We start from the raw sequence: 25,868 nt of genomic DNA on the forward strand, positions 1-25,868 counted from the left end.
CCGTTGTCAGCAGCACGCATCATGCGCCACCGACCGGGAGCGTCGTTAGGGATGCGCGGCTGCCAGGTGCTCCGCGACCTGCCGCATGACACCGGGATCACTGAGCAGGCGGCGGTGGCCCAGGCCCTCGGTCACCTGCAGGCGGCCGGCGGGCAGGCCGGCCAGCAGGGTCTCGCTGCCCGCCAGCGGCGCGGTCACGTCGCCGCGGTCATGCACGATCAGCGTCGGCTGCGTGACGCGCTCGGCCAGCCACGCCGGCTCGAAGTGGCCCAGCGACGCCCCCTCGCGCCGCTCGAAGCGCCCCCGCATGCGCGCCGCCAGGGCCTCGCCCGTGCCCATCGCGTCGGCGAACCAGCGCAGGAACTGCCAGGGCGGCGGCGCCAGCGCGATCAGCGCCACGCGCCCGGCCGGCAGGCCCCGGGCCAGCGCGTGCGAAAGCGCCATCGCGCCGAGCGAATGCGCGACGACGCCGTCCCACGGCCCGAAACGCGCCGTCACGGCGAACATCGCCCGCACCCACTGCAGCAGATTGCTGCGCCAGCCACCACTGCGGCCGTGGGCCGGCAAGTCCAGCAACACGGGCTCGAAGCCGGCGACGGCCAACGTGTCGGCCAGCGGGCGCATCTGCTGCGCATCACCGGCCCAGCCGTGGGTCAGCAGCACCTTGGGGCGGCCCGGCTCGATGTCGCTGCGCTGCCAGACGCTGATGTGGCCGCCCTCGAACGGCAGCTGCCGCTCCACCCAGGGCCTGGGCACGGCGCGCGAGCGGGCCAGCCACTTGGTGGGCATGGGCGTGAAGAACAGGCCCATGGCCAGGCGCGTGCCGAGCGCCGGCGACACATGGTGCAGGCCGCGCAGCAGCGCGGCAATGCCGCGTGCGGCCGGTGAGGCGAAGAAGGCGGCGGCGGGGTTGTGGGTGGTCACTCAAGGCTCCTTATTTCGCACGACCGTGCGAGATTTTGGCAAAAAAACTCAGCGGGGCGCTTCCGCCGTTTTGGCGGCGGACAGCATGCGCTCCCACGCCTTGACGCCCCGCTCGTGCACGCGCGGGTCGCGCAGGAAGCGGGTATCGCGCAACAGGCCGGTGAAGAGGGCATCCATCTCGAAGACGAACTGCTCGGCGTCGAGGTCGGCCTGCAGGTGGCCGGCCTCGATGGCCTGTGTGACGGTGCGGTGCAGCGCGGCGCGCATGCGCAGCACGCCGTCCTGCAACTGGTCGCGCACGGGGCCTTCGCGGTCGTCGTACTCGAAGGCACCGGCCGTATACAGGCAGGACAGCGTGCGGTCGGCGTTGGTGGCACGCGCCAGCCAGCGGCGCATGATGTCGTCCAGCCGCGGCAGCCCGCGCGGCTTGCCCATGGCCGGCACGAAGACGGCCTGCTGGAAGCGCCGGTCGTATTCCAGGATGACGGCCACCTGCAGCTGCTCGCGCGAGCCGACGCGCGAGAACACGCCGCTCTTGGACAGGCCCAGGCGCTTGGCCACCTCGCCGATGGTCAGGCTCTCCAGGCCCTCAGCAGCGGCCATCGCCAGCGCGGTGTCGACGATGGCGGCCAGCGTGGTCTCGGCGCGTTCGCTGCGGGTTTCCATGGCCGGCAATTTAGCACGACCGTGCGGAACGTCAAGCGAGCTGGGTGGCGTGATGGCGCAGGTGGTCGCCGACGAAGCTGGCGATGAAGTAGTAGCCATGGTCATAGCCGGCGTGGCGGCGGATGTCCAGCGGCTGGCCGACGGCCGTGCAGGCGGCCTCGAAGGCTTCGGGGTGCAACTGCTCGGCCAGGAACTTGTCGGCCAGGCCCTGGTCGATCAGGATGCCGCCCGGATACGGCGGCGCGCGCCGGACCTGCATCAGCTCGGTGGCATCGTGCGCCGCCCACGTCGCGCGGTCCTCGCCCAGATAGCCGCTGAAGGCCTTGCGGCCCCAGGGGCAGCGCATCGGCGCGGCGATGGGCGCGAAGGCCGACAGCGACGCGAAGCGGCCCGGGTGGCGCAGCGCCAGCGTCAGCGCGCCATGGCCGCCCATGGAGTGGCCGAACAGGCCGGCGCGGTCCAGGCCGGTCTGCTGTTGCACCAACGGCAGCAGTTCATTCATCAGCCAGCTTTCCATGCGCCAATGCCGCGCCCAGGGCTCGCGGGTCGCATCAAGATAGAAGCCGGCGCCGACACCGAAGTCCCAGCTGTCGGCCTCGCCGGGCACGCCCGCGCCGCGCGGGCTGGTGTCGGGCGTCAGCAGCGCCAGGCCCAGCTCGGCAGCCAGGGCCTGCGCGCCGGCCTTGGTCGCGAAGGTCTCCTCGGTGCAGGTCAGCCCGGCGAGAAAGACAAGCAGCGCCTTCGGGCTGGGCGGCGTGAAAAGGCCGAAACGCATGGGCAGGCCGATCTCGGCCGAGTCATGCTGGTGAAAGCGCTGGGTGCCGCCGAAGCAGCGGTGTTCACTGAGGATCTGCATGGGCCGAAGTGTGGCGGCAGAACGCGCTGCCGCCTGCCCCCAAGACCTAGCTCACAACGCGCTGCCGCAGCGACAGACGCGCGGCAGCAATGACCAGCCCGGCGCTGACGGCCAGGCCCGCGAGCGCCACGCCAGCCTCGCCGAGCGATTGATTCAGGCCCAGCGTGGCCGCGACGTGGGAGGCGTCGTAGCCCAGCCAGCCGAACAGCGCCATGCCGACGGCAGCCAGACACAGGGAGAAGAAGGTGGTGCGGGTCATGAAAGCTCCTGAATGCAGCGCGACATCGCGCGGGCGCGATGCTCCCCGCCCGGCGGTTTGAACGACAGCCCCCTGCGATGAACCGCAGCACCGCCGGCATGAGCCGCAAAATCGCGGGATGCCTTCGTTCCAGACCTACCTCGTCGGCGGCGCCGTGCGCGACCGCCTGCTCGGGCTGACCGTGCAGGACCGCGACTGGGTCGTCGTCGGCGCGTCGCCCCAGGCGCTGCTCGACGCCGGCTACCTCGCCGTCGGCAAGGACTTTCCCGTCTTCCTGCACCCCAGAACGCGCGAGGAAGTGGCGCTCGCCCGCACCGAGCGCAAGACCGCCGCCGGCTATCACGGCTTTGCCTTCCACGCGGCGCCCGACGTCACGCTGGAGCAGGACCTGGCACGGCGCGACCTCACCATCAATGCGATGGCCGAGGACGAACACGGCCTGGTCATCGACCCCTACGGCGGCCAGCGGGACATCGCCGCCAAGCTGCTGCGCCATGTGTCGCCGGCCTTTGCCGAGGACCCCGTGCGCATCCTGCGCCTCGCCCGCTTCGCCGCGCGCTTTGCGGATTTCACCGTCGCGCCCGAGACCGTCGAGCTGATGCGCGACATGGTCGGCGCCGGCGAGGTCGATGCGCTGGTGGCCGAGCGCGTCTGGCAGGAATTGTCGCGCGGCTTGATGGAGAAAAAGCCCTCGCGCATGTTCGAAGTGCTGCGCGAGGCCGGCGCGCTGCACAAGCTGCTGCCCGAGGTGGACGCGCTGTTCGGCGTGCCGCAGCCCGAGGCCCACCACCCCGAGGTCGACACCGGCGTGCACCTGCTGATGGTGCTGGACCAGTGCGCGCGGCTGGAGGCGCCGCTGACCGTGCGCTATGCCTGCCTGTGCCACGACCTTGGCAAGGGCACGACGCGCAAGGAAGAGCTGCCGCGCCACATTGCCCACGAGGTGCGCAGCGAGAAGCTGGCGCGCAAGGTGAGCGAGCGCTGGAAGGTGCCGAGCGACTGCCGCGAGCTGGCCGAGTTGGTGGCCCGCGAACACACCCATGTGCACCAGAGCACGGGCTTCGGCCCCGAGGCGCGGCTGCGCCTGCTGGAGCGTTGCGACGCCTGGCGCCGGCCCGAGCGCTTTGCCGAACTGCTGTGGGCCTGCGAATGCGATGCGCGTGGCCGCCTGGGCCTGGAGAACCGCGACTATCCGCAACGCGAACGCTTGCTGGCGGACCTGGCTGCAACGCAGAAAGTGGACCTCGCCGCCGTCAGCGCCGAGGCCATTGCCCGCGGCGCCCAGGGCCCGGCCATCGGCAAGGCGGTGCAGGCGGCGCGGCTGGGGGCTTTGCGTTCCTTCACCGACGAGCATCACGCCTCGTCGATACAGTCACCGGCTTTGCCGGCAGACAGCTGGCAGCAAGCTAAGCGATAGAGGCCGGCATGAGGGTTGCGGGAATTGGACGGACGGCAAAGGCGCTGTCATTGAGCGCTCTGATCGGTCTGGTGGGCTGCGGCCAAGGCAGCAGCGCCCCGGCGCCAGCCGCCCCGCCGCCGCCTGAAGTCGGCGTTATCACGGCCGCGCCGGGCCGGGCCGACCTGACGACCGAACTGCCCGGTCGGCTGGAGGCCTTCCGCGTCGCCCAGGTGCGCGCACGCGCCGCCGGCATCCTGCAAAAACGCCTCTTCACCGAGGGCTCGGACGTCAAGGCCGGCCAGCCGCTGTTCGAGATCGACGCCGCGCCTTACCGCGCCACGCTGGCCAGTGCGCAGGCGCAGCTGGCGCGCGCCGAGGCCAATCTGATGCAGGCCCAGGCGCTGGCCGACCGCTATGCACCGCTGGCCAAGAGCCAGGCCGTCAGCCAGCAGGAAGCGCTGAACGCCCAGGCCGCCGCCGGCCAGGCCAAGGCCGATGTCGCTGCAGGCAAGGCCGCCGTGCAGACCGCGCAGATCAACCTTGGCTATGCCACCGTCACCTCTCCCATCGCCGGGCGCATCGGGCGGGCCCTCGTCACCGAAGGCGCGCTGGTGGGCCAGGGCGAGGCGACGCCGCTGGCCATCGTGCAGCAGGTCGACAAGCTGTATGTGAACTTCACGCAGCCGGCCAACGAAGTGATGCGGCTGCGGGCCGCCCTGGCCGGCGGCCAGCTGCAACGGGCCGCGGGCAAGGAAGCCGCCCAGGTTCAGGTCGTGCTGGAAGACGGCAGCGTGTATGCCCACGCCGGCCGGCTGCTGTTCTCTGACCTCAGCGTCGATGCAACCACCGGCCAGATCACCTTGCGCGCCGAGCTGCCCAATCCGCAGGGCCAGTTGCTGCCGGGGCTGTATGTGCGCGTGCGCCTCGCCCAGGCCGAAGTGGCCGACGGCATTTGGGTGCCCCAGCAGGCGGTGCGCCGCAGCGCCCAGGGCGACAACGTGCTGGTCGTGGCCGAAGACGGCAGCGTGGCGGCACGCCCCGTCAAGCTGGGGCCGCCCCGGCCCGGCCAGGCGCTGGTGCTGTCGGGCCTGAAACCTGGCGAGAAGGTCATCGTCGACGGCCTGCAGCGGGCGCGTGCCGGTGGCAAGGCCAGGCCGGTGCCGTGGACGCCACCGGGCGCGGCCTCCGCACCCGCTCCCGCCACATCGGCCGCCGCCAAGAGCTGATCCCGCCATGGCGCAGTTCTTCATCAACCGGCCCATCTTTGCCTGGGTCATCGCCCTCTTCATCCTCGTCATCGGCGGCACCGCGGTCACGCAGCTGCCCATCGCGCAGTACCCGCCGGTGGCGCCACCGGCCATCGCGCTGTCGGTGACCTACCCCGGCGCCTCGGCGCAGACGCTGGAAGACGCCGTCATCAGCATCATCGAGCGCGAGATGAACGGCGCGCCAGGCCTGATCTACATGGAGGCCGTCAGCCAGGCCGATGGCACCGGCTCGCTGACGCTGAACTTCGACCCCGGCACCAACCCCGACCTGGCCCAGGTGGACGTGCAGAACCGCCTGGCCCGCGCCACGCCGCGGCTGCCGGCCAGCGTCATCCAGCAGGGCGTGCGTGTCGACAAGGCCAACCCCAACTTCCTGCTCTTCACCATCCTGTCGAGCGACAACCCGAGCTTCGACCCCATCGCGCTGGGCGACTACGCGGCACGCACCGTGCTGCCCGAGATCCAGCGCGTGCCCGGCGTCGGCCAGGCCAGCCTGTTCGGCACCGAGCGCGGCATGCGCATCTGGCTGGACCCCGCCAAGCTGCTGGGTTATCGACTGTCGCCCGCAGATGTCAACGACGCGATCCGCGCGCAGAACGCGCAGGTCGACTCCGGCACCATCGGCGACCAACCCAGCGTACCGGGGCAGACGCTGTTCGCCACCGTCGTCGTGCGCGGCCAGCTGACCAGCGCCGAGCAGTTCGGCAACATCGTGCTGCGCGCCAATGCCGATGGCTCGACCGTGCGGCTCAAGGATGTCGCCCGCGTCGAGCTGGGGGCGCAAAGCTATGGCGGCCGCTCCACGCGGCTGAACGGCCAGCCCTCGGTCGGCATCGGCGTGCAGCTGGCGCCCACCGCCAATGCACTGCAGACGGCCGACCTCGTCAAGCAGCGCCTCAAGGAGCTGCAGCCCTATTTCCCGGCGGGCGTGAAGGCCACCATTCCCTTCGACAGCTCGCTGTTCATCGACATCTCGATCTCGCAGGTTGTCGAGACGCTGATCGAGGCCGTCGTGCTGGTGTTCCTGGTGATGTTCCTGTTCCTGCAGAACATCCGCTACACGCTGATCCCGACGCTGGTCGTGCCCATCGCCTTGCTGGGCAGCTTCGCGACCCTGCTCGCTCTGGGCTTCTCGATCAACGTGCTGACGATGTTCGGCATGGTGCTGGTGATCGGCATCGTGGTGGACGACGCCATCGTCGTCGTCGAGAACGTCGAGCGCATCATGAGCGAGGAGGGGCTGTCGCCGCTGGCCGCCACGCGCAAGGCGATGGGCCAGATCTCCGGCGCCATCATCGGCGTGACGGTGGTGCTGCTGTCGGTGTTCGTGCCGCTGGCCTTCTTCGGCGGCGCCATCGGCAACATCTACCGCCAGTTCGCCGCCGTGATGGTCAGTGCCATCGCCTTCTCGGCCTTCATGGCGCTGTCGCTGACGCCGGCGCTGTGCGCCACCCTGCTCAAGCCCGTCGAGGCCGGCCATCACCTGGAGAAGAAGGGCTTCTTCGGCATGTTCAACCGCGGCTTCAACCGCATGGCCAGGCGCTACGAGAACGGCATCACGCGCATGCTGAAGAAGGCGCCGCGCTGGCTCATCCTGTACGCCGCCGTCATCGCCGTGGCGGTGCTGATGTTCCAACGGCTGCCGACCTCCTTCGTGCCCAACGAGGACCAGGGCAGCATCCTCGTCAACGTGCAACTGCCGCCGGGCGCCACGCAGGCGCGCACGCTGGCCGTCATGCAGCAGGCCGAGGACTACATGCTCAAGCAGCCCGAGGTGGAGAGCATGGTCAGCGTGGTGGGCTTCAGCTTCGCCGGCTCGGGCCAGAACGCCGCCCTGGGTTTCATCACGCTCAAGCCCTGGGACGAACGCCAGGGCGAAGAGCGCAGCGCGCAGGCGCTGGTGGCGCGCTCCTTCGGCGCCCTCAGCAAGATCCGCGACGCGATCATCTTCCCCGTCAGCCCGCCGGCCATCCGCGACCTCGGCCGCGCCAATGGCTTTGCCTTCAGATTGCAGGACCGCGGTGGCCACACGCGCGGCGAGCTGCTGGCCGCCCGTGGCCAGCTGCTGGCCGCCGCCGCCAAGAGCCCGCTGCTGGCGGCTGTGCGGCCGGACGGCCTGGAGGACGCGGCCCAGTTGGAGCTGAGCATCGACCGTGAACGCGCGCTGGCCCTGGGCGTGCCCATCGGTGCCATCAACGCGGTGCTGGGCACCTCGCTGGGCTCCAGCTACGTGAACGACTTCCCCAACGCCGGCCGGCTTCAGCGCGTCGTCGTCCAGGCCGAGGCCCAGGCGCGCATGACGCCCGAAGACCTGCTCAAGCTCAATGTGATGAACAGCAGCGGCCAGCCCGTGCCGCTGGCCGCCTTTGCCAGCAGCAAGTGGATCAGCGGCGCGATGCAGACGGTGCGCTACAACGGCTACCCGACGATGCGCATCGCGGGCGAGGCGGCCAAGGGCGTGTCCAGCGGCGCGGCGATTGCCGAGATGGAACGCCTCGCCGCCGAGCTGCCCGCCGGCTTCGGCTACGAGTGGACCGGCCTGACGCGTGAGGAAAAACTCTCGGGCTCCACCGCCTTCATCCTGTTCGGCTTCTCGCTGCTGGCCGTCTTCCTGTGCCTGGCCGCGCTGTACGAGAGCTGGAGCATCCCGTTCGCGGTGCTGCTCGTCGTGCCGTTAGGCATCCTGGGCGTCGTGCTGGGCGCCAACTTCCGCGGGCTGGAGAACGACGTCTACTTCAAGGTCGGCATGATCACCATCATCGGCTTGGCGGCCAAGAACGCGGTGCTCATCATCGAGTTCGCCAAGGATCTGCAGGCCCATGGCCGCAGCGCCGCGGACGCGGTCATCGAGGCGGCGCACCTGCGCTTGCGGCCCATCCTGATGACGTCGCTGGCCTTCATCCTCGGCGTGCTGCCGCTGGTGCTGGCCAGCGGTGCGGGCTCGGCCAGCCAGCGTGCCATCGGCACCGGCGTCATGGGCGGCATGATCTCCGCGACGACGCTCGCCGTCTTCCTGGTGCCGGTGTTCTTCGTGCTGGTGCGCCGCTTCTTCCCGGCCAGCGAACGCCAGCGCCGCCGCGACGCCCACGAGGCGGAGGAATCGTCGGGAGGCCCCGCATGAAGCACGCGCTGACCCTGGCTGCGGCGCTGGCGCTGGTGGCCTGCGCCGGCCCCGAGCCCCAGAAGCCCACGGCCGCCGAGGCCGCCCAGTCGGCCCTGCCGGCTGCAGTCTTCCCGACCGCGGGAGGCAGCGGCAGCGCCGCCGCCGAGCTGCCCTGGGCCCAGGCCTTCCAGGGCGCGCGGCTGCAGCAGCTCATTCCGCTCGCCCTGGCCAACAACCGCGACCTGCGCGTGGCGGCCGCCAACATCGAAAGCGCGCGCGCCACCGCCGCGGCGCGCGATGCCGACCTGTGGCCGACCGTCAATGCCGGCCTGAGCGGCTCGCGCGCGCCCAACGCCAACGGCGGCATCACGACCAACTATCAGGCCGGCCTGCAGGTCAGCGCCTATGAGCTGGACCTGTTCGGCCGCCTGCGCAGCGCCGGCGCCGCCGCACAGGCGCTGCTGCTGGCCGCTGAAGCCAACCAACAGGCCGTGCGCAACGCACTGATCGCGGCGGTCGCCACCACCGAGATCGCGCTGCAGGCCGACGAGGCCCTGCTGCGCATCACGCGCGACACCCTGCGCAGCCGCGAGCAGTCGCTCGATCTCATCCGCCAGCGCTTCGAGGGCGGCATCACCAGCGAGCTGGACCTGCGCGCCGGCGAGTCAGCGCTGCAGGCCGCACGGGTGGCGCTGGCACAGACGCAGCGCCAGCGCATGCTCGACGAGAACGCCCTCGTGCTGCTGCTGGGCTCGGCCCTGCCCGCCGACCTGCCCGCGCCGACAGGGCTGCTGACCGACTTCGAGCCCCTGGCCGAGCTGCCCGCCGGCGTGCCGAGCGAGGTGCTGACGCGCCGGCCCGACATCCGTCAGGCCGAACAGCAGCTCGCCGCCGCCGACGCCAACATCGGCGCCGCGCGCGCCGCCTTCTTCCCACGCATCACGCTGACCGGCAGCTTCGGCACGACGAGCAACCAGCTCGACGCGCTGTTCAAGAACTCGGCCTGGAGCTTTGCGCCGCAGCTGCTGCAGCCGCTGTTCGACGCCGGCCGCAACCGCGCCAACCTTGCGGGCGCCCGCGCGGCCCGCGACGCTGCCACGGCGCAGTACGAGCGCGCCATCCAGGCGGCCTTCCGCGACGTCGCCGATGCGCTGGCCGGCCGCACGACGCTGGCCGAGCAGCGCAGCGCGCAAGCCGCACTGGTGGACGCCGAGGCACGCCGCCTGGCGCTGGCCGAGGAGCGCTACCGCGCCGGCGTCTCCGGCTCGCTGGAGGTGCTGGACGCGCAGCGCTCGCTGTTCGCGGCGCGTCAGGCCCTTGTGCAGGTGCAGAGCCAGCGCGCGCAGAACCTTGTCTCGGTCTACCGGGTCCTCGGTGGGGGTGGATGATGAAATTCAAAGGCAACCACAGAGACACAGAGCCACAGAGAAAACACGAGCGGCGGTTCTCCGTGCCTGTGTGGCTCTGTGGCTGCATTTCCGCTGCCATGTTGACGCTGCTTCCGCCGGCCGCCCAGGCACAGGAGACGCTGCGTGAGCGCCTCAAGGCCCGCGCCGAGCAGCGCCGCGCCGAGAAGGGCGGCGAAGCGCCAGCCAAGGGCGGCCTGCATGAGATGCAGGTCAGTGGCCGCAAGGTGCTGGTCCACCTGCCGACGGGTTATGACGCCAGCAAGCCGGCGCCGCTGGTGCTGGCCTTCCACGGCGGCGGCGGCCATGCCGAGTACATGGCCGACGATGCCAAATACGGGCTGCAAAAGAAGGCCGACGAGGCGGGCTTTGTCGTCGCCTTTCCCAACGGCTATAGCAAACTCCCTGGCGGCAAGTTCGCCACCTGGAACGCGGGTGGCTGCTGCGGCGACGCACGCGACAAGGGCAGCGATGACGTCGGCTTCGCCCGCGCCACCGTGAAGGCGATCCAGGCCCGCTACAGCATCGACGCCGGCCGCGTGTTCGCCACCGGCATGTCCAATGGCGGCATGCTCAGCCACCGCCTGGCCTGCGAGGCGGCCGATGTCTTCCGCGCCGTTGCAGCCGTCGCCGGCACCGACGCAACCGCCAGCTGCACGCGCAGCAAGCCCATCTCGGTGCTGCACATCCACGCCAGGGACGACACCCACGTGCTGTTCAACGGCGGCGCCGGTGCCGATGCCTTCCGCGATGAGAGCAAGGTGATGGCCTTCACCTCCGTGGCGGACACGATCTCGCGCTGGGTGCAGCGCAACCGCTGCACGGCGCCGCCGCAGCGCACGCTGGACCAGCCGGGCGCCTACTGCGAAACCCACAGCGGCTGCGCCGGCGGCACCGCCGTGCAGCTCTGCGTGACCGAGACCGGCGGCCATTCCTGGCCCGGCGCCGACAGCGTGCGCCGCGGCAAGCCGGCTGCCTCGCAGGCGCTGGATGCTAACGACACCCTCTGGCACTTTTTCGAACAAGCTTCCCGCTGAAAGTGATCCCATGCGTTTCCTGACTGCCTCCCTCCTGCTCGCCGCCAGCCTCGCCGCTGAAGCCAGCGGCCCGCCCGCCATCTACGACGAAGCTGCCGACGCCAAGGCCGCCATCCGCGCGACGCTGGCCGAGGCCGAGAAAGCCAAGCTGCCCGTCCTCGTCGTCTTCGGCGCCAACTGGTGCGGCGACTGCCGCATGCTGGATGCGACTTTCAAGACCGGCCCCAGCGCGCCGCTGATCGCCAGCAGCTTCAAGGTCGTCAAGGTCGACGTCGGCCGCTTCGACCGCAATGTCGACATCGCCGAGGGCTACCGCGTGCCATTGAAGAAGGGCATCCCCGCCGTGGCCGTGCTGTCGCCGCAGGGCAAGCTGCTTTACGCGACCGAGGGCGGTGAACTCGCCAACGCCCGCAAGATGGGCGACCAGGGCGTCTACGACTTCTTCAGCCGCGTGACCGCCAGCGCCAAGTGAGCCCGCCCTCCCTGGCGGGCGCGTCCATCGCGCTGCGCACGCAGTTCTTCGTCCTCGGCGTCATGTTCGCCACCTGGGGTGTGCATGTGCCCACCGTCAAGGCCTACTACGGCCTGGGCGAGCAAGCCCTGGCACTGGCCATGCTGGCCGGCGGCGTCGGCGCGCTGCTGGCCCTGGCCCAGGCGGGCCGCGTCGTCGGCCGCTTTGGGCCGGCCGCCGTGGCGGCCACCATGGGCGTGCTGTGCTGCGCCAGCGTGGCCAGCCTGCTGACCGTGCCCCTCTATGCGGCGCTGCTCGTCGTGATGTTGGCCTTCGGCATCACCGGCAGCCTGCTGGACGTGTCGGTCAACGTCGAGGCCACCGAGATCGAACGCCTGTCCGGCCGGCCGCTGATGAGCGGCTTCCACGGCATGTTCAGCCTGGGCGGCATGGCCGGCGCGGGCCTGGGCAGCGTGGCGCCCGCGCTGGGCTTGACGGCGCAAGGCCATCTTTTCCTGGCCACCGGCCTGGGCGCCCTTGCGGTGCTGGTCGCCAGCCGTGCCATGCTGCCAGTGGAGCCCGGTGCCGCCGACGAGAAGCGGCCGCTGAGCATCCCGCGCGGCCCGCTGCTGCTGCTGGGCGTGCTGGCCTCCATGGGGCTGATCGCCGAGGGCGCGATCTACGACTGGAGCGTGCTGTTCATGAAGCAGGAGCGCGCCAGCGAAGCCAGCACTTCGGCGCTGGCCTTCGCCAGCTTCAGCGGCGCGATGGCCGTTGGCCGCTTCGGCGGCGACTGGGTGCGCGCCCGCATGCCGCCCACGCGGCTGATGCGCGCCAGCGGCGTGCTGGCTGCCGCGGGCATGGTGCTGGCGCTGGCGGTGGATTCGCCCGTCGTTGCGCTGGTGGGCTTCGCCTTCGTCGGCCTGGGACTGTCCAACGTCGTGCCGGTGCTGTTCAGCGCCGCCGCCCAGGTGCCGGGCGTGGCGCCGGCGCACGGCATCGCGGCCGTGTCGGGCGTGGGCTACCTCGGCATGATGGCCGGCCCGCCGCTGATCGGCCTGATCGCCGAACACTCGTCGCTGACCATCGGCCTGCTCGTGGTCGTCGTGTTCGCCGTCGTCATGGCCTTGTCGGCGAAGCGGGCGATGAGGGGGGCCTGACGCCGCTGTCGTGCGGCGTGCGCAGCTGGCGTGAAGCCACGCCCTGCGCAGCCTCGATCTGCGCGGCGCTGAGGCCCAGGTCACGCCCGGCGCGGTTCGTGGCCCCCAGGCTCGCCGGGTCGCGGCCGGCAAGCTGGCCGAAGATGACCAGCGCCTCCAGATAGCTGCCCCAGGCGCCGAAGTGGTAGTGGTCGTCAGCCCACAAACTGGACTTGCCGGCGGCGACGCCGTCGTAGAGGTTGCGGTCGGCCACGCCTTCCTGCATCGCACGCAGCGCCGCGTCGCCCACCGGCAACACGCCGGCGATGCACGTGGCCCGCGCCATCGCCTGCGCGTACGCCGCGTGCAGCTCCGCCTGCATGGCCTCCAGCGTTTGGCCGGCCCAGCGGCCGCCGGGCGCGCGATAGACCTGGTCGGCCCGCGCCCAGGTGTCCCAAGGCCGGCTGGCGATCAGTGATCGCTTCTCGTCGGCATGGAACTGCAGCGTCTGGCCGCTGACCAGTTCGCTGGCGACGTCGACCGCCACGCCCGCGTCGTCGGCCAGCTGCTTGAACACGCCGGGCACGCCGCCATAGCCGCTGCCGTTCAGGTCCGTCACGCGGGCCGCGTTGTAGTGCAGCACCGGCGGCACATGGCCGTGCAGGAAGCTGTTGCCGACGAACAGCACGCGGTGCGGCGCCTGCGCCGTTGGCGGCGGCAGCGGCGTGCGGTCGCAAGCGGCGGCCGCAGAGAAGGCGACCACCAGCAGGGCCGGGGTCAGGAAGAGGCTTGCGCGGTTCATGCCCCGCAGTATGGCCAAGCGCGAGGCCCGCCATGCGCTTCGTCCCGACCGAGGCGCGCAAGCAGTTGTCCTACAGGCGCAGCGGTTGTTTGGACGCATGGTTCAGCCGTGAAACCGCCGTCCCTCCAACGTCCCGATGTCGCGGGCCATGTGCGCGTTCGCGGCGCGCGAGAACACAACTTGAAGAACGTCGACGTCGATGTGCCGCGCGACGCGCTGGTCGTGTTCAGCGGCGTGTCGGGCTCGGGCAAGTCGTCGCTGGCCTTCTCGACCATCTATGCCGAGGCGCAGCGGCGCTACTTCGAGTCGGTCGCGCCGTATGCGCGCCGCCTCATCGACCAAGTCGGCGTGCCAGCGGTCGACAGCATCGACGGCCTGCCGCCCGCCGTCGCCCTGCAGCAGCAGCGCGGCACGCCCAGCGCGCGCTCGTCCGTCGGCAGCGCCACCTCGCTGTCCAGCCTGCTGCGCATGCTGTATTCGCGCGCCGGCCACTACCCGCCCAGGCAGCCCATGCTCTATGCGGAGGACTTCTCGCCCAACACGCCACAGGGCGCCTGCGCGGGCTGCCACGGCCTGGGCCGCGTGTTCGAGGTGACCGAGCAGTCGATGGTGCCCGACCCCTCGCTGACCATCCGCGAGCGCGCCATCGCCGCCTGGCCGCCCGCATGGCACGGGCAGAACCTGCGCGACATCCTCGTCACGCTGGGCCACGACGTCGACAAGCCCTGGCGCGAGCTGCCGAAGAAGACACGCGACTGGATCCTCTTCACCGACGAGCAGCCCACGGTGCCGGTGTACGCCGGCTTCACGCCCGCCGAGACGCGCGCGGCCTTGCGCAGCAAGATGGAGCCGAGCTACCAGGGCACCTTCATGGGCGCACGCAAGTACGTGCTGCATACCTTCGCGACGACGCAGAGTGCGCTGATGAAACGCCGCGTGTCGCGCTACATGGTGGCCAGCGACTGCCCGGTGTGCGAGGGCAAGCGGCTCAAGCGCGAGGCGCTGTCGGTGACCTTCGAGGGGCTGGACATCGGCGAGCTGTCGCGCATGCCGCTGCGCGAACTGGCCGAGGTGCTGGGGCCCACCGCAGCCGGCGCAGCCCATGCCGCGGCGGTCGGGCATGGCGTCAGCCGCGCGACGTCGAAGGCACACACGGCCCAGCGTGTGGCCGCCGGTGGCCATGCGCACGCGGCGGCGCCCGATGTGCGGCGCACGCCCAACCTGTCGGAGGAAAAGCTCATCGCCGCCCAGCGCATCGCCCACGACATGCTGGCGCGCATCACGACGCTCAACGAGCTGGGCCTGGGCTATCTGTCGCTGGACCGCGGCACGCCCACGCTGTCCAGCGGTGAGCTGCAGCGCCTGCGCCTGGCCACGCAGATCCGCTCCAACCTGTTCGGCGTCATCTACGTGCTCGACGAGCCCTCGGCCGGCCTTCATCCGGCCGACGGCGAGGCGCTGCTGAAGGCGCTGAAGGACCTGAAGGCCGCCGGCAACTCGCTGTTCATCGTGGAGCACGACCTCGGCCTGATGCGCGAGGCCGACTGGATCGTCGACGTCGGCCCGGACGCCGGTGAACTGGGCGGTCAGGTGCTCTACAGCGGCCCACCGGCCGGGCTGGCGGCTGTGCCGGCGTCGCGCACGGCGGCCTACCTGTTTCCACGCGGCGGCACGGCGCGCCCACCACGGCGCGCGCCGCGCGGCTGGCTCAGGCTCGAAGGCGTGACGCGCAACAACCTGCGCGGTGTCGACGTCGATTTCCCGCTCGGCTGCTTCACCGCCGTGACCGGCATCTCGGGCTCGGGCAAGTCCAGCCTGGTCAGTCAGGCGCTGGTGGAACTCGTCGGCCAGGTTCTCGGGCACGAGCCCCCCGCGCCGGAGGCCGGCGATGAAGACGAGGAGGCGTCGCGCGAAGTCACGCACGGCCGCATCGGCGCTGGCGCCGAGCACATCCGCCGCCTCGTGCAGGTCGACCAGAAACCCATCGGCCGCACACCGCGCTCCAACCTCGCCACCTACACCGGCCTGTTCGACCATGTGCGCAAGCTGTTCGCCGCCACGCCCGCGGCGCGCGCCAGGCGCTTCGACGCGGGCCGCTTCTCCTTCAACGTCGCCAAAGGCCGCTGCGAAACCTGCGAGGGCGAGGGCTTTGTCAGCGTCGAGCTTCTCTTCATGCCCAGCGTCTACGCGCCCTGCCCGGCCTGCCACGGCGCGCGCTACAACGAGGCGACGCTGACGGTGAAGCTGCGCGACAAGACCGTTGCCGACGTGCTGCGAATGACGGTGGACGAGGCACTCGCCTTCTTCGCGCAGGACGCCACGCTGGCCCGCCCGCTGGCGCTGCTGCAGCAGATCGGCCTGGGCTATCTGCGGCTGGGCCAGCCGGCCACGGAGCTGTCGGGTGGCGAAGCGCAGCGCATCAAGCTCGCGACCGAGCTGCAAAGGGCGCAGCGCGGCAGCACGCTCTATGTGCTGGACGAGCCGACGACGGGACTGCACCCGTCGGACGTGGACAAGCTGCTGGCCCAACTGAACGGCCTGGTGGACGCCGGCAACACGGTCGTCGTCGTCGAGCACGAGATGCGCGTGGTGGCGGCCTGCGACTGGGTCATCGACATCGGTCCGGGGGCCGGCGCGGAAGGCGGCCGGCTGGTGGCCTGCGGTGTGCCCGAAGACGTGGCCCAGGTCGACGGGAGCCGGACGGCGCCGTATCTCATGGGCGCGCTGCAAGGGCCGGCGGCAACAAACGAAACATGACGATGCCGGCGTTGAAACGCCGGCGAAACGGCGGCTGCGGAGACTGGGGTCATGTCGCAGCCCCTCACCCCCGCCCTGGCCCAGGCCACCCACCGCCAATCGCGCAGCGTGCGCGACCTCGGGCTGGCCTGCTGCGCCTACCTGCTGCTGTTCAGCGGCGGCGTGCTGCTGTGGCTGTTCCTCAGCGGCGCGCCGGTCCACCTCGGCATGGCCGGCATCTGCGCGCTGTCGCCGCTGGCCGCCCTGGCCCTCGCGCTCGGGGACAGGTCCGATGCACGGCAGTACACGCTGCACATGCTGGCGGCCACGCTGGCCTTCCCCATCCTGCTGCTGTTCTGGGCCGGCTCGGTTGACATCGACACACCGCCAGCGCCGCCCAGCGCAGCTTCACTCGATGCGCAAGCCTTGTTCAACGGCGCTGAAGCGGTGCAAGACACCGACATGCGCGCCGGCGGCATCCTGCTGCTGCGTGCCGGCCGCTTTGCCGACGGCAGCGAGTTGCGGCTGTCGCGCTTTGCCGATGCCAACGCCGCGCGCAACTACGTCGCCCTGCTGGCCCAGGCCATGCCCACCGATCCTTTCACCGACGCCGGCCGCCGGGGCTTGCGCCTGGTCAACGGCGGGGTCGGTACGGCAACGCTGGTGGTGTTCGAGCGGCACGGCGCGGACCTGCTGGAGCTGCGTGCGGCCGACAGCCGCATGGCGATGGCGCGATGGGCGGCGCAGCGCGTCCCGGTGCCCGAGCAAGGCCGGGCGCCGGCCACCGCCGAGCCGGCGGCAAGCTGGCCCTTCTTCACCGCCATGGCCATCACCCAGGGCCTGGTGTTCGTCGCCCTGATCGCCTGGGCCGGCTCGCACACCACCGGCGTGCCGGCCTTGCACGATGCCCCGGTGGCCACGCCGGGCGAGTTGCGTTCGCGGCTGCTGTCACTGGCGCGCCCCGGCGGCCCCTTCGACATCACGCCTGTGGAGGTCGACGGCCAGCAGGCCTGGCGCGTCGACGTGTCGCCCAGCCCACGCCGCCGCCATCACATCACCCTGCACATCGATGAACGCCGCGGCTGGGTGCGTGTGCACGAGAAGCTGGGCATCGACGGCGATGCGCCCCAGGACGCCGAGGAAGCCAGCCTGCGGCATGTCGGCGATGACCTGGTCGACGCAGCGCGGCCGGACGCCCAGCGCGTGTGGTCGTCGGCCCTGCAGGCCACGATGGTCGTGCCGGCGCGGCTGGCGGCCGTGCCGCTGCGCCTGTTCCCCGGGCGCGCCGAACTGCCGACCGAATACGCCGCGCGGCTGGACGGCGAAGGCGTGCTGACCGCGCTGTGCGCGCTGGTCACCCGTTCGGGCTGGCACTGGCAGCCGCGCCTGTTCGGCCGGCGCGTTTGAAACATCACCGAGGACTACCCCATGACCCCCAAGCGAGCCATTGCGTCGTTGCTGCTGACCGCATGCCTGATCGGCGCGCCCATGAGCGCCGCGCGCGCCGCGCCGGGCAGCGCCACCCAGGACATCCAGATGGCCGCCGACAGCGCGCCGTTCCGCCAGGCCGCCGACGAGTTCGTCGCCCGCTCGATGGCCGGCGATGTGGACGCCACGCGGTCGCTGCTGAGCCGCCGGCTGGTCGACCGCATCGGCGACGCGGCGGCCCGCACGGCGCTGCAGTCGCAGATCCTGCCCTTCTTTCAACGGGGCCGACAGCCGGGTGGCCCGGTCACCATCACGCAGACCACCGACGCCGCGGGCCAGCCCGGCTATGCCTTCTACATGTGGATGCAATACGCAGACGCGCCCACCGCCCGGCCCTTCACCGTCTATGTGGTGAAGGAGCATGGCCGGCTTGTTGTCGCCAACATCGTGCCGGACCGGTTGGTCGAGGGGCGGCACCGGTGAGGCGCGCCATGGCGCTGTATGCCGCGACGGTGCTGTTCGCGACGGCAGCCTTTGCGCGCGAGGCGGTGGCGCGCGACGGCGCGGCCTTCGTGACGCAGTTGCGCCAGGCTGCTGCCCAGCCGGGCGGCGCTGCGCTGGCCGATCTGGCGCAGTTGCCCTTCCTGTTCGAGGGCCGGCCACGCCAGCGCGAGGCCTTCATCGCCCAGGTGGTGCCGGCGCTTTTCACCGGCGCTGTCCGCCAATGCCTGCAGCGAGCGCGGCCGCAGCCCGACGGCGACCGGTTGGTGGTCTGGTGCAAGCCCTACGCGTTCTACCTCGGGCAGGTGCAGGGGCAATGGCGCCTGGTGGAGTTCAGCGTGGATGGCGGCTGAGGCGCTGGGCGCTACCCCGACGGTCACCGGCGCCGGTGATACCAATCCATCAGCGGCGTCGAAGAGACGCCATGCAGCAGGATGGAGCCGGCAATCGTCGCGAGGACAGCTCCCGCAAGGGGCGTGCCCCAGGCGGGGTCCATGCCGTAGCCCACCGCAAAGCTCAGGTAGTAGAGCGAGCCGACGCCGCGGATGCCGAACCAGGCGATCAGCCGCCGCTGCGCCGGCGATGTCTGCGGTCCGCGCACCACGGCGTAGACGGCCAGAGGCCGGATCACCAGCAGCACGACTGCGGCAAACACGAAGAGTTCCCAGCGCCACTCGACCCAGGCCAGCAGGGCGCCGATGAGCAGCACCACCGCCACTTCGGCCAGGCGCTCGCACTGTCCGCTGAAGTTGTCGAGCCGGCTGGAATGGGAGGCGTCCGTGGCCGGATCGGCCCGCCCTTCGCGCTGCTTCTCGATGGCGCTCAAGCCGGCCCCGGCCGCGAACACCGCCAGGAAGCCATAGGCATGCAGCGCCAGCGCGATGCCATAGGCCAGCGCAATGAGCCCGAAGACGAGGAACTCCTCCGACTCCAGCGGATGCCCCTGGCGGCGCAGCCAGGCCATGCCCTGGCCGGCCCAACGACCGCAGAACCAGCCGACGGCCAGCCCGGCGGCAATCGCCCAGACGAGGTCCACCGCAAACCAGCGCCAGCCGCCAGCGCCTATCGCGTGGTACTGCAGCAGGCCCAGTCCCAGCATGATGGCCGGGAACGCCGTGCCATCGTTCATGCCGCCCTCGGCGGTGATGGACATGCGCACCGCATCGCGGTCGCCCGGCTCGCGGATCTGCACGTCGGAGGCCAGCACCGGATCGGTCGGCGCCAGGATGCCGCCCAGCAGCACGGCGGCGCCGAGCGGCAACCCCAGCCAGGCATGGCCGAGCGCCGCGATCATGGCGACGGTCAGCACCATGCCGATGGTCGCCAGCCGCACCGGGATGCGCCAGGCGCGCCAGACCATCGGCAGCTGCATCCGCAGGCCGACGGCGAACAGCGTGATGAGCACCACGACCTCGGTGATGACCTCGATGGCATGGTGGTGCTGCCACAGGTCGATGGGCAGCAGGCCCAGGCCCCACACGCCGGCCACGGCCCCCACGCCCAGATAGATGATGGCGGGCGACATGGGCAGGCGCTGCACCAGGTGCGACGAGAACGCCATCAGCACCAGCACGACGCCCACCAGGACGAACCACAGGATCAGCATGCCCCGGCCCCCCGCACCGCGCGCCAGGCGGAAGCAGCCGGCGGTCGGGCAGGCTTCGGGAGCATGCCCGCAGTCAGAGCGTCAGCTTGCCATGCACGCCATCGTCGGTCCGCTGGCCCGTGATGGCGCCGAACAGCATCTTGATCCCCGCGATGGCCGTGCCGTGGCGGTTGTCCCAGTACTCGCCGCTGGCGGGATCGACGCGCAGCAGGCAGATGCGCGGGTCGTCCTCGCCCTCGGTGAACCAGGCGCGCATCTTGGGCGACCACAACCGGTGGATGGTCTCCCGGTCCGTCACCTGGGCGGCAGTGCCGTCCAGCTTGAGGTGGCCACCGTTGTCGCCCTCCTTGAAGAACAGCGTCACACGGGGGTCACGGTCCAGCTCGATGGTCTTGTAGCTGTCGATCTCGGTGAAGAACCACAGCTGGCCGCTGTCCTCCACTTCCGTGACCGTCATCGGCCGCGCGTGCAGCCGGGAGTTCATGCCGACGGTGCAGAAGAAGCAGCTGTTTCCCGCCTCGACCAGGTCGGCGATCTTCTGGGCGGCCGCCTGGCCACTCAAGTCTTCCTCGGTGCCGACCTTGTCGTCGGGCAAAGAGTTGCGGCTGGCGTCGTTCATATCGGCTCCTGGGCGTTGGGGAATGCTGCAGCCTAGGCAGCACCACCCGTCCGGGCTGTCGGCCGGCAGGCCGAGTCACCGTCGGAAGCGGCCGGCCACCTCTGCTCCTACAGGCGCTTAGGCCGCGGCTGACGCCCCGAGCGCCAGTCACTCCCTAGATTCAGCGTTGGCAGTCACGTGCATCGAGTCGATGCGATCCACCGACCGGCAAGACGGCGGCCCGTACCATGCCAGCCAGTTCAATCGCCAGGATCTCCCCATGACCTATTGCGTCGCGATACGCCTGCGTGCGGGTCTGCTGTTCGCTTCCGATACCCGCACCAATGCCGGCATCGACCACATCGCCAGCTTCCGCAAGATGCACCAGTTCCAGATCCCGCATCAGCGCGAGATCGTCGTGCTGACGGCCGGCAATCTGGCCACGACGCAATCCGTCATCTCGCTGCTGAACCAGCGTCTGCAGGGCGAAGGCGACCACCTGCTCAAGGTGCCGACGCTGTACGACGCCGCCGTGCTGCTGGGCCGCACGGTGCGCGAGGTGATCGAGCGGGACCAGGACTCCAACGACCGGCGCCACAGCGTCGACTTCGGCGCCAACTTCCTGATCGGCGGCCAGATCAAGGGCGAGGGACCGCGGCTCTTTCATGTCTACCCGCAGGGCAACTTCATCGAAGCGACGGAAGACACGCCCTATTTCCAGATCGGCGAGAGCAAGTACGGCAAGCCCATCATCGACCGCGTCATCAGCTACGAGACGACCCCGCTGGACGAGGCCGCCAAATGCACCCTGGTCAGCTTCGACTCGACGATCCGCTCCAACCTCTCGGTCGGCCTCCCCATCGACATCCTGATGCTGCGCGCCAACCAGTTCGAGCAGGCCATGAAGCCGCCGCACCGCATCGAGCGCGACGACCCGTATTTCCTGGCGCTGCGCAACGGCTGGAGCGCCGGCCTGCGCAAGGTGTTTGACGACCTGCCGAACGAGCCGTGGTTTGATGCTTGAGCTTGTTGGCCCCTCGCCCAGCTCGCCTGGCTGAACGCCAGCGAGTCTGGTCGGTCCCCCGGGGGGACGGCGATGCTTGCGGCCTTGAGCCGCGCGCACATCGCCTGACGGGCCGGCTTGGGAGCGGCCCGGCGCTCGGCCCGAGTAATGGCGCCCCTCGCTCGCGGGTACGCGAGCGGTCCCCCGAGGGGACGGCGATGCTTGCGGCATCGAGCCGCGCGCACATCGCCTGACGGGCCGGCTTGGGAGCGGCCCGGCGCTCGGCCCGAGTTGGAGCCCTACGGCCGCGGTAGATGATCCGGTGCGCAGGCCGCGGCGTCAGCGTGTGCCTTGGCCAAGCGGGCCTTGATGCGGCTCAACGCCACGGGCGTGATGCGGATGTAGCTGGCGATGTCGCGCTGCTTCAGCAGCGCCGCCAGCTGCGGCTGTTCGCGCAGGAAGCATTCGTAGCGCTGCTCGGGCGTCAGCGTCAGCAGCTGCATCTCGCGCCTCTCCTTGCGTTCGCCGTAGAGCCGGAAGGCCTGGGTGAGCGCGCGTTGCCAGGGCGCATGGCGGCACGCCAGGTCCTGCAGCGCGGCATAGGGCAGCACGTCGACCATGGCGGCCGTCTCGGCCACGGCGGCGAAGCTGCTGCGCCCGCCGGGGCTCAAGGCCGTCACGCTGGCGAAGCACTGGCCGGCGGTGACGAAGGCCTTGACCCAGGCGTCGCCGCCGACCGTCTCGTAGACCAGCTTGATGACGCCGTCGCGGGGCACGAACACCTCGGGCAGCGGCACGCCGGCCTCGAACAGGCGCTCGCCGCGCACCAGCCGGCGCGGGCGCAGCGCCCGCTCCAGCGTCTGGCGCTCGGGCAGATCGCAGCCCGCCAGGGCGCACAGGATGTCGAAGGCCGACGTTGGCGATGAACCTGGGTTAATGCGCAGCGGTGCGCCGGCTGGCAGGCTGGCGGCCCCACTGTCATGCACCTGCTGCCCATGCGTCATCCCCTGCCTCCGCTTCTCTTCATCGCCTGCGTCCTGCTGATGATCGCGCTGCAACAGCTCGTCCCGCTGCGGGACTTTGCCAGCCTGCCGCTGCGCATCGCCGGGCTGGCGCTTGTCGCCGTCGGCATCGCCATCGCCCAATGGCATGCGCGGCTGTTCCGCCGCACGGGCACGCAGATCCGCACTTTCGACGAACCCACGCGCATCGTCACCCGCGGCATGTTCCGCTTCAGCCGCAACCCGATGTACCTCGGCATGCTGCTGGCGCTTTGCGGCGCCGCGCTCGCCCTGGGCGCGCTGGCGGCATTGGCCGGTCCGCTGCTGTTCTTCATCGCGGCGCAGGCCTGGTACATCCCGTTCGAGGAGGCCGCGCTGCAGCACAAGTTCGGCGCCGACTATGCGGACTACCGACGGCGCGTGCGGCGCTGGCTCTGAGCCTCAGACCGGCCCGAGCACCCGCATCGAATAGTCCACGGCCCTGACATCCTTGGTCAGCCGGCCGATGGAGATGCGGTCCACGCCGGTCGCGGCGATCCAGCGCAGCTGGTCCAGCGCGACGCCGCCCGACACTTCCAGCAGGGCGCGCCCGGCGTTGACCGCCACGGCCTCGCGCATCTGTGCCTCGCTGAAGTTGTCCAGCAGCACACTGACGGCGCCGGCGTCCAGCGCCTCATGCAGCTGCGCGATGGTCTCGACCTCGATCTGGATGTCCACGCCGGCGTTCAAGGCCTGGGCGGCGCGCAATGCCGGGCCCACGCCGCCGGCCGCGGCGATGTGGTTCTCCTTGATCAGGATGCCCGCATACAGCGCCAGCCGCTGGTTGTGCCCACCGCCAACGCGCACCGCGTACTTCTGCGCCAGGCGCAGGCCCGGCACCGTCTTGCGCGTGTCGAGGATGGCGCAGCCGTTGGGGTTGGTGCTGGCGCCGGCCACCGCGTCGACATGGGCGCGCGTGATCGTCGCGGTGCCCGACAGCAGCTGCAGGAAGTTCAGCGCCGGCCGCTCGGCCGACAGCAGCGCGCGGCCATCCGCCTGGATGCGGCAGACCAGCGTGTCCGCCGTCATCGGCACGCCTTCGTCGTACAGCCACTCGATCTGGCTGGTGGCATCCAGCGCGGCGAACACGCCGTCGAACCAGTCACGCCCGCACAGCACGGCTGCCTCACGCACGCGCACCAGCGCATTGACGCGCCGGCCCGCGGGCACCAGCCGGGCCGTCCAGTCGCAGCGGCCGATGTCCTCGGCCAGCGCGTCGCGGATATTGCGTTCGCGTGCGCCCTGCAGCGTTTCGTTCTCCATCACTCGGCCGGTCCCACCGTCAGCGTGATCTCGCCGAGGCCCTCGATGCGGCCCACCAGCACGTCACCGGCCACCACCGCGCCCACGCCCGCCGGCGTGCCGGTGTAGATCAGGTCGCCCGGATGCAAGTGGTAGAGGTGGGACAAGTTGGAGACGATCTCGGCCTGGTTCCAGATCATGTCGGCCAGGTCGCCATGCTGCTTCTCGACGCCGTTGACGCTGAGCGTGATGGCGCCCTTGTCCAGCCGGCCGATGTCGCCCACGCGCACGATGTCGCCGAGGATGGCCGACTGGTCGAAGCCCTTGGCCGTGTCCCAGGGCTTGCCTGCCGCCTTGGCCGCCGCCTGCAGGTCGCGGCGCGTCATGTCAAGGCCGGCGGCATAGCCCCAGATCGCGGCGCCGGCCGCCTCGGGCCTGACCTTGAACACCGGCGCGCCGATGGCCAGCACCAGCTCCATCTCGTAGTGGTAGTTCTGCGTCTCGGTCGGGTAGGGCACGGTCGCGCCGGACGGGGTCAGCGCGGTCGCTGGCTTGGTGAAGTAGAACGGCGGCTCGCGCGTCGGGTCGGCGCCCATCTCACGGGCATGATCGGCATAGTTGCGGCCGACGCAGAAGATGCGGCGCACCGCATACCGCGCGTCCGTGCCGCGCACGGCGGCGCTGGGAATCTCGGCTGGAGGAAAGACGAAATTGCTCATGGCATGGCTTGGACATTGCAAGGACAGCGCGCAGCATACTGGGCTCGCTGTGGCCTGCTCGCTGGTGCTGTTGCTGGGGCAGCTCAGCGGCTGCGCGACGCGCACGCCGGCGCCTGCGGACCGCGACGGGCCGCCATCCAGCCCGCCCACCGACCTGTCCCGCGTGCCCGACGCCGTGCCGCGGCTGGAGGCCATCCGCATCGGCGGCCCGAACAAGCCGTATGAAGTGCTGGGCGAGCGCTACCTGCCCATCACCACGGACGCCGCCTATGCCGAGCGTGGCCTCGCCTCCTGGTACGGCCGCAAGTTCCACGGCCGGCCCACGGCCAACGGCGAGGTCTACAACATGTATGCGATGACAGCCGCCCACCCGACGCTGCCCATCCCGAGCTATGCCCGCGTGCGCAACCCCGCCAATGGCCGCGAGATCGTCGTGCGCGTCAATGACCGCGGGCCATTTCACAAGGGCCGCATCATCGACCTGAGCTACACCGCCGCCCTCAAGCTCGACCTGCTGCGCGGCGTCGCGCCGGTCGAGGTCAGGCGCATCACCTATGCCGAGATACGCGCCGGCACGTGGGCGCCGGCGGCCGGCGAGCCCGCTCCCGTCTACGTGCCGGAGGCGCCGCAGGGCGCGCCGCAGCGCGAGACGACGCGCGGCGCCAGCGCCGGCGGCCACTGGCTGCAGTTCGGCGCCTTCACCAGGCTCGATGGCGCCGAAGCCCTGCGCCAGCGCGTCGCCGAGGCCGACCTCGGCCTGCTGCCGCTGCTGACCATCGTGCGCGAGGCCGGCCGCCACCAGTTGCGCGCCGGCCCCTTCCCGAGCGCCGACGAAGCCCGCGCGACCGCCGCGCGGCTGCGCGATGAAGGCGGCGTGGAGGCCACCGTACTGGAAAGTCGTTAGCGCCCGCCCGCCACGTCGAGCAGCGCGCCGACCGTGTAGCTCGCCGCGTCGCTCAGCAGCCAGGCGATGGCTTCGGCGACCTCTTCGGCGCGGCCGAGGCGCTGGATGGGGATGGTGGCCGCGGCGCCGCTGGCGTCCATGCCGCTGCCGGCGTGGATGTCGGTCTCGATGATGCCCGGCCGCACGCCGTTGACGCGGATGCCTTCGCTGATCAGCTCGCGCGCCAGGCCGCGGGTCAGCGTGTCGACCGCGCCCTTGGTGGCGGCGTAGTCCACATAGATGCCGGCCGAGCCGTACTCGGCCGCGCGCGAACTCAGGTTGACGATGGCGCCGCCCGCGCCGCCCTGCGCGGTGCTCATGCGCCGCGCGGCCTGCTGGCAGCACAGCAGCGTGCCGATGACGTTGACGTCGAAGAGGCGGCGCCAGCGTTCCGGCGTCATCGCCGCCAGCCGCGCGGCCGGCGCCACGATGCCGGCGTTGTTGACCAGGCCCGCCAGCCTGCCGCCGGCCGCGTCGAGGCGCTCGAACATCGCCGCCACCTGGGCCGCGTCGGCGACGTCGGCCTGCAAGGTCAGCGCGCGGCGGCCGAGTGCGTGCAATCTGGCCGCCAGCACATCGGCCGCGCCGCTATCCTGGGCGAAGTTGATGGCCACGTCCCAGCCCGCCTCGGCACAGCGCAGCGCCGTTGCCGCGCCAATGCCGCGCGAGCCGCCGGTGATCAGGATCCAGGCTGTCATGGCCAGCATTCTGTCGTTGTCGGTGAAGATGCGGTGCCGCCAGA

General features: G+C 70.9%; 25 protein-coding genes. 14 read left to right on the forward strand and 11 right to left on the reverse strand.

Going from position 1 to position 25,868, the window contains the following annotated elements:
* Positions 1–45 precede the first annotated feature (45 nt).
* Genes ASC81_RS10860 through ASC81_RS10875 form a run of 4 tightly spaced genes read right to left on the reverse strand, consistent with a single transcriptional unit; the run spans position 46 to position 2,705 of the window.
* Positions 46–924, reverse strand: a complete 879-nt coding sequence (locus tag ASC81_RS10860; RefSeq protein ID WP_056266468.1) for an alpha/beta fold hydrolase — start codon at positions 922–924, stop codon at positions 46–48.
* A gap of 48 nt (positions 925–972) precedes the next feature.
* Complete coding sequence (locus ASC81_RS10865; protein WP_056266473.1) at positions 973–1,590, reverse strand: TetR/AcrR family transcriptional regulator; 618 nt, start codon at positions 1,588–1,590, stop codon at positions 973–975.
* A 31-nt stretch (positions 1,591–1,621) separates the two neighbouring features.
* Positions 1,622–2,446, reverse strand: coding sequence for an S-formylglutathione hydrolase (gene fghA / locus ASC81_RS10870; RefSeq protein ID WP_056266477.1), 825 nt, complete (start codon positions 2,444–2,446; stop codon positions 1,622–1,624).
* A gap of 46 nt (positions 2,447–2,492) precedes the next feature.
* Positions 2,493–2,705 carry a hypothetical protein gene (locus tag ASC81_RS10875; protein WP_056266479.1) on the reverse strand — a complete coding sequence of 71 codons (213 nt, stop codon included), beginning with the start codon at positions 2,703–2,705 and terminating at the stop codon, positions 2,493–2,495.
* A gap of 118 nt (positions 2,706–2,823) precedes the next feature.
* On the opposite strand from ASC81_RS10875, the gene ASC81_RS10880 reads away from it, so the two are divergent.
* The 7 genes from ASC81_RS10880 (at position 2,824) to ASC81_RS10910 (ending at position 12,529) form a co-directional block, all read left to right on the forward strand.
* A complete protein-coding gene (locus tag ASC81_RS10880; RefSeq protein ID WP_056266482.1) occupies positions 2,824–4,122 on the forward strand; it encodes a multifunctional CCA addition/repair protein in 1,299 nt (432 codons plus the stop codon).
* Between the two features lie 8 nt (positions 4,123–4,130).
* Complete coding sequence (locus ASC81_RS10885; RefSeq protein WP_056266486.1) at positions 4,131–5,330, forward strand: efflux RND transporter periplasmic adaptor subunit; 1,200 nt, start codon at positions 4,131–4,133, stop codon at positions 5,328–5,330.
* 7 nt (positions 5,331–5,337) lie between these two features.
* Positions 5,338–8,493, forward strand: coding sequence for an efflux RND transporter permease subunit (locus tag ASC81_RS10890; protein ID WP_056266489.1), 3,156 nt, complete (start codon positions 5,338–5,340; stop codon positions 8,491–8,493).
* Entirely contained in the window at positions 8,490–9,863 is a 1,374-nt protein-coding gene (locus tag ASC81_RS10895) for an efflux transporter outer membrane subunit (protein WP_056266493.1), read from the forward strand. The genes ASC81_RS10890 and ASC81_RS10895 overlap by 4 nt, the downstream gene beginning before the upstream one ends.
* A gap of 98 nt (positions 9,864–9,961) precedes the next feature.
* Positions 9,962–10,918 carry a PHB depolymerase family esterase gene (locus tag ASC81_RS10900; RefSeq protein WP_056266495.1) on the forward strand — a complete coding sequence of 319 codons (957 nt, stop codon included), beginning with the start codon at positions 9,962–9,964 and terminating at the stop codon, positions 10,916–10,918.
* A gap of 10 nt (positions 10,919–10,928) precedes the next feature.
* A complete protein-coding gene (locus tag ASC81_RS10905) occupies positions 10,929–11,390 on the forward strand; it encodes a co-chaperone YbbN (protein WP_056266499.1) in 462 nt (153 codons plus the stop codon).
* A complete protein-coding gene (locus ASC81_RS10910) occupies positions 11,387–12,529 on the forward strand; it encodes an MFS transporter (protein WP_235533624.1) in 1,143 nt (380 codons plus the stop codon). The genes ASC81_RS10905 and ASC81_RS10910 overlap by 4 nt, the downstream gene beginning before the upstream one ends.
* Here ASC81_RS10910 and ASC81_RS10915 read toward each other — a convergent pair.
* Positions 12,489–13,310 (reverse strand): hypothetical protein, encoded by an 822-nt coding sequence (locus ASC81_RS10915; RefSeq protein ID WP_056266502.1) that lies wholly within the window; start codon positions 13,308–13,310, stop codon positions 12,489–12,491. The two genes, ASC81_RS10910 and ASC81_RS10915, sit on opposite strands and share 41 nt — an antisense overlap.
* A 108-nt stretch (positions 13,311–13,418) precedes the next feature.
* Here ASC81_RS10915 and ASC81_RS10920 point away from each other — a divergent pair, with 108 nt between their 5' ends.
* From ASC81_RS10920 to ASC81_RS10935, 4 genes are read left to right on the forward strand one after another with little or no spacing between them, the layout of a single operon-like run.
* Complete coding sequence (locus tag ASC81_RS10920) at positions 13,419–16,067, forward strand: excinuclease ABC subunit UvrA (protein ID WP_056266504.1); 2,649 nt, start codon at positions 13,419–13,421, stop codon at positions 16,065–16,067.
* Between the two features lie 51 nt (positions 16,068–16,118).
* Complete coding sequence (locus ASC81_RS10925) at positions 16,119–17,453, forward strand: hypothetical protein (protein WP_056266506.1); 1,335 nt, start codon at positions 16,119–16,121, stop codon at positions 17,451–17,453.
* Between the two features lie 21 nt (positions 17,454–17,474).
* Positions 17,475–17,957, forward strand: a complete 483-nt coding sequence (locus tag ASC81_RS10930) for a hypothetical protein (RefSeq protein WP_056266509.1) — start codon at positions 17,475–17,477, stop codon at positions 17,955–17,957.
* Between the two features lie 8 nt (positions 17,958–17,965).
* The gene (locus ASC81_RS10935; RefSeq protein ID WP_056266511.1) at positions 17,966–18,328 is read left to right on the forward strand and encodes a hypothetical protein; all 363 of its coding nucleotides are present in this window, start codon (positions 17,966–17,968) and stop codon (positions 18,326–18,328) included.
* Between the two features lie 23 nt (positions 18,329–18,351).
* Here ASC81_RS10935 and ASC81_RS10940 read toward each other — a convergent pair whose 3' ends face one another.
* Both ASC81_RS10940 and ASC81_RS10945 read right to left on the reverse strand, forming a co-directional pair.
* Entirely contained in the window at positions 18,352–19,581 is a 1,230-nt protein-coding gene (locus ASC81_RS10940) for a sodium:proton antiporter (RefSeq protein WP_056266515.1), read from the reverse strand.
* A 73-nt stretch (positions 19,582–19,654) separates the two neighbouring features.
* Entirely contained in the window at positions 19,655–20,200 is a 546-nt protein-coding gene (locus ASC81_RS10945; RefSeq protein ID WP_056266518.1) for a pyridoxamine 5'-phosphate oxidase family protein, read from the reverse strand.
* 259 nt (positions 20,201–20,459) lie between these two features.
* Between ASC81_RS10945 and ASC81_RS10950 the strand changes: the two genes are divergently transcribed.
* A complete protein-coding gene (locus ASC81_RS10950) occupies positions 20,460–21,203 on the forward strand; it encodes a proteasome-type protease (RefSeq protein WP_056267496.1) in 744 nt (247 codons plus the stop codon).
* Positions 21,204–21,481: 278 nt separating this feature from the next.
* Here the strand turns inward: ASC81_RS10950 and ASC81_RS10955 are convergent, their stop codons facing one another.
* Positions 21,482–22,186 carry a Crp/Fnr family transcriptional regulator gene (locus tag ASC81_RS10955; protein WP_235533625.1) on the reverse strand — a complete coding sequence of 235 codons (705 nt, stop codon included), beginning with the start codon at positions 22,184–22,186 and terminating at the stop codon, positions 21,482–21,484.
* On the opposite strand from ASC81_RS10955, the gene ASC81_RS10960 reads away from it, so the two are divergent.
* Positions 22,163–22,621 (forward strand): isoprenylcysteine carboxylmethyltransferase family protein, encoded by a 459-nt coding sequence (locus tag ASC81_RS10960; protein WP_200960045.1) that lies wholly within the window; start codon positions 22,163–22,165, stop codon positions 22,619–22,621. The genes ASC81_RS10955 and ASC81_RS10960 overlap by 24 nt on opposite strands.
* A 3-nt stretch (positions 22,622–22,624) precedes the next feature.
* Here ASC81_RS10960 and nadC read toward each other — a convergent pair whose 3' ends face one another.
* Positions 22,625–23,485: a carboxylating nicotinate-nucleotide diphosphorylase gene (gene nadC, locus ASC81_RS10965; RefSeq protein ID WP_056266523.1), complete on the reverse strand. Its 861-nt coding sequence runs from the start codon at positions 23,483–23,485 to the stop codon at positions 22,625–22,627.
* Positions 23,485–24,183, reverse strand: a complete 699-nt coding sequence (locus tag ASC81_RS10970) for a fumarylacetoacetate hydrolase family protein (RefSeq protein WP_056266526.1) — start codon at positions 24,181–24,183, stop codon at positions 23,485–23,487. The genes nadC and ASC81_RS10970 overlap by 1 nt, the downstream gene beginning before the upstream one ends.
* Positions 24,184–24,232: 49 nt before the next feature.
* On the opposite strand from ASC81_RS10970, the gene ASC81_RS10975 reads away from it, so the two are divergent.
* Positions 24,233–25,087, forward strand: coding sequence for a septal ring lytic transglycosylase RlpA family protein (locus ASC81_RS10975; protein WP_056266529.1), 855 nt, complete (start codon positions 24,233–24,235; stop codon positions 25,085–25,087).
* Here ASC81_RS10975 and ASC81_RS10980 read toward each other — a convergent pair.
* Positions 25,084–25,824, reverse strand: a complete 741-nt coding sequence (locus tag ASC81_RS10980; protein ID WP_056267501.1) for an SDR family oxidoreductase — start codon at positions 25,822–25,824, stop codon at positions 25,084–25,086. The genes ASC81_RS10975 and ASC81_RS10980 overlap by 4 nt on opposite strands.
* Positions 25,825–25,868 lie beyond the last annotated feature (44 nt).

The organism is Pelomonas sp. Root405 (assembly GCF_001425165.1).
GTDB lineage: Bacteria > Pseudomonadota > Gammaproteobacteria > Burkholderiales > Burkholderiaceae_C > Pelomonas.

Bases quoted from the DNA above. Each gene is read 5' to 3' on its own strand.
- fghA (WP_056266477.1), bottom strand. From the start codon at position 2,446: ATGCAGATCCTCAGTGAACACCGCTGCTTCGGCGGCACCCAGCGCTTT.
- ASC81_RS10940 (WP_056266515.1), bottom strand. From the start codon at position 19,581: ATGCTGATCCTGTGGTTCGTCCTGGTGGGCGTCGTGCTGGTGCTGATG.
- ASC81_RS10875 (WP_056266479.1), bottom strand. From the start codon at position 2,705: ATGACCCGCACCACCTTCTTCTCCCTGTGTCTGGCTGCCGTCGGCATG.
- ASC81_RS10930 (WP_056266509.1), top strand. From the start codon at position 17,475: ATGACCCCCAAGCGAGCCATTGCGTCGTTGCTGCTGACCGCATGCCTG.
- ASC81_RS10880 (WP_056266482.1), top strand. From the start codon at position 2,824: ATGCCTTCGTTCCAGACCTACCTCGTCGGCGGCGCCGTGCGCGACCGC.
- ASC81_RS10900 (WP_056266495.1), top strand. From the start codon at position 9,962: ATGTTGACGCTGCTTCCGCCGGCCGCCCAGGCACAGGAGACGCTGCGT.
- ASC81_RS10945 (WP_056266518.1), bottom strand. From the start codon at position 20,200: ATGAACGACGCCAGCCGCAACTCTTTGCCCGACGACAAGGTCGGCACC.
- ASC81_RS10885 (WP_056266486.1), top strand. From the start codon at position 4,131: ATGAGGGTTGCGGGAATTGGACGGACGGCAAAGGCGCTGTCATTGAGC.
- ASC81_RS10915 (WP_056266502.1), bottom strand. From the start codon at position 13,310: ATGAACCGCGCAAGCCTCTTCCTGACCCCGGCCCTGCTGGTGGTCGCC.
- ASC81_RS10950 (WP_056267496.1), top strand. From the start codon at position 20,460: ATGACCTATTGCGTCGCGATACGCCTGCGTGCGGGTCTGCTGTTCGCT.
- ASC81_RS10980 (WP_056267501.1), bottom strand. From the start codon at position 25,824: ATGACAGCCTGGATCCTGATCACCGGCGGCTCGCGCGGCATTGGCGCG.
- ASC81_RS10895 (WP_056266493.1), top strand. From the start codon at position 8,490: ATGAAGCACGCGCTGACCCTGGCTGCGGCGCTGGCGCTGGTGGCCTGC.
- ASC81_RS10890 (WP_056266489.1), top strand. From the start codon at position 5,338: ATGGCGCAGTTCTTCATCAACCGGCCCATCTTTGCCTGGGTCATCGCC.
- ASC81_RS10905 (WP_056266499.1), top strand. From the start codon at position 10,929: ATGCGTTTCCTGACTGCCTCCCTCCTGCTCGCCGCCAGCCTCGCCGCT.
- ASC81_RS10955 (WP_235533625.1), bottom strand. From the start codon at position 22,186: ATGACGCATGGGCAGCAGGTGCATGACAGTGGGGCCGCCAGCCTGCCA.
- ASC81_RS10925 (WP_056266506.1), top strand. From the start codon at position 16,119: ATGTCGCAGCCCCTCACCCCCGCCCTGGCCCAGGCCACCCACCGCCAA.
- ASC81_RS10865 (WP_056266473.1), bottom strand. From the start codon at position 1,590: ATGGAAACCCGCAGCGAACGCGCCGAGACCACGCTGGCCGCCATCGTC.
- ASC81_RS10960 (WP_200960045.1), top strand. From the start codon at position 22,163: ATGCACCTGCTGCCCATGCGTCATCCCCTGCCTCCGCTTCTCTTCATC.
- ASC81_RS10935 (WP_056266511.1), top strand. From the start codon at position 17,966: ATGGCGCTGTATGCCGCGACGGTGCTGTTCGCGACGGCAGCCTTTGCG.
- ASC81_RS10970 (WP_056266526.1), bottom strand. From the start codon at position 24,183: ATGAGCAATTTCGTCTTTCCTCCAGCCGAGATTCCCAGCGCCGCCGTG.
- nadC (WP_056266523.1), bottom strand. From the start codon at position 23,485: ATGGAGAACGAAACGCTGCAGGGCGCACGCGAACGCAATATCCGCGAC.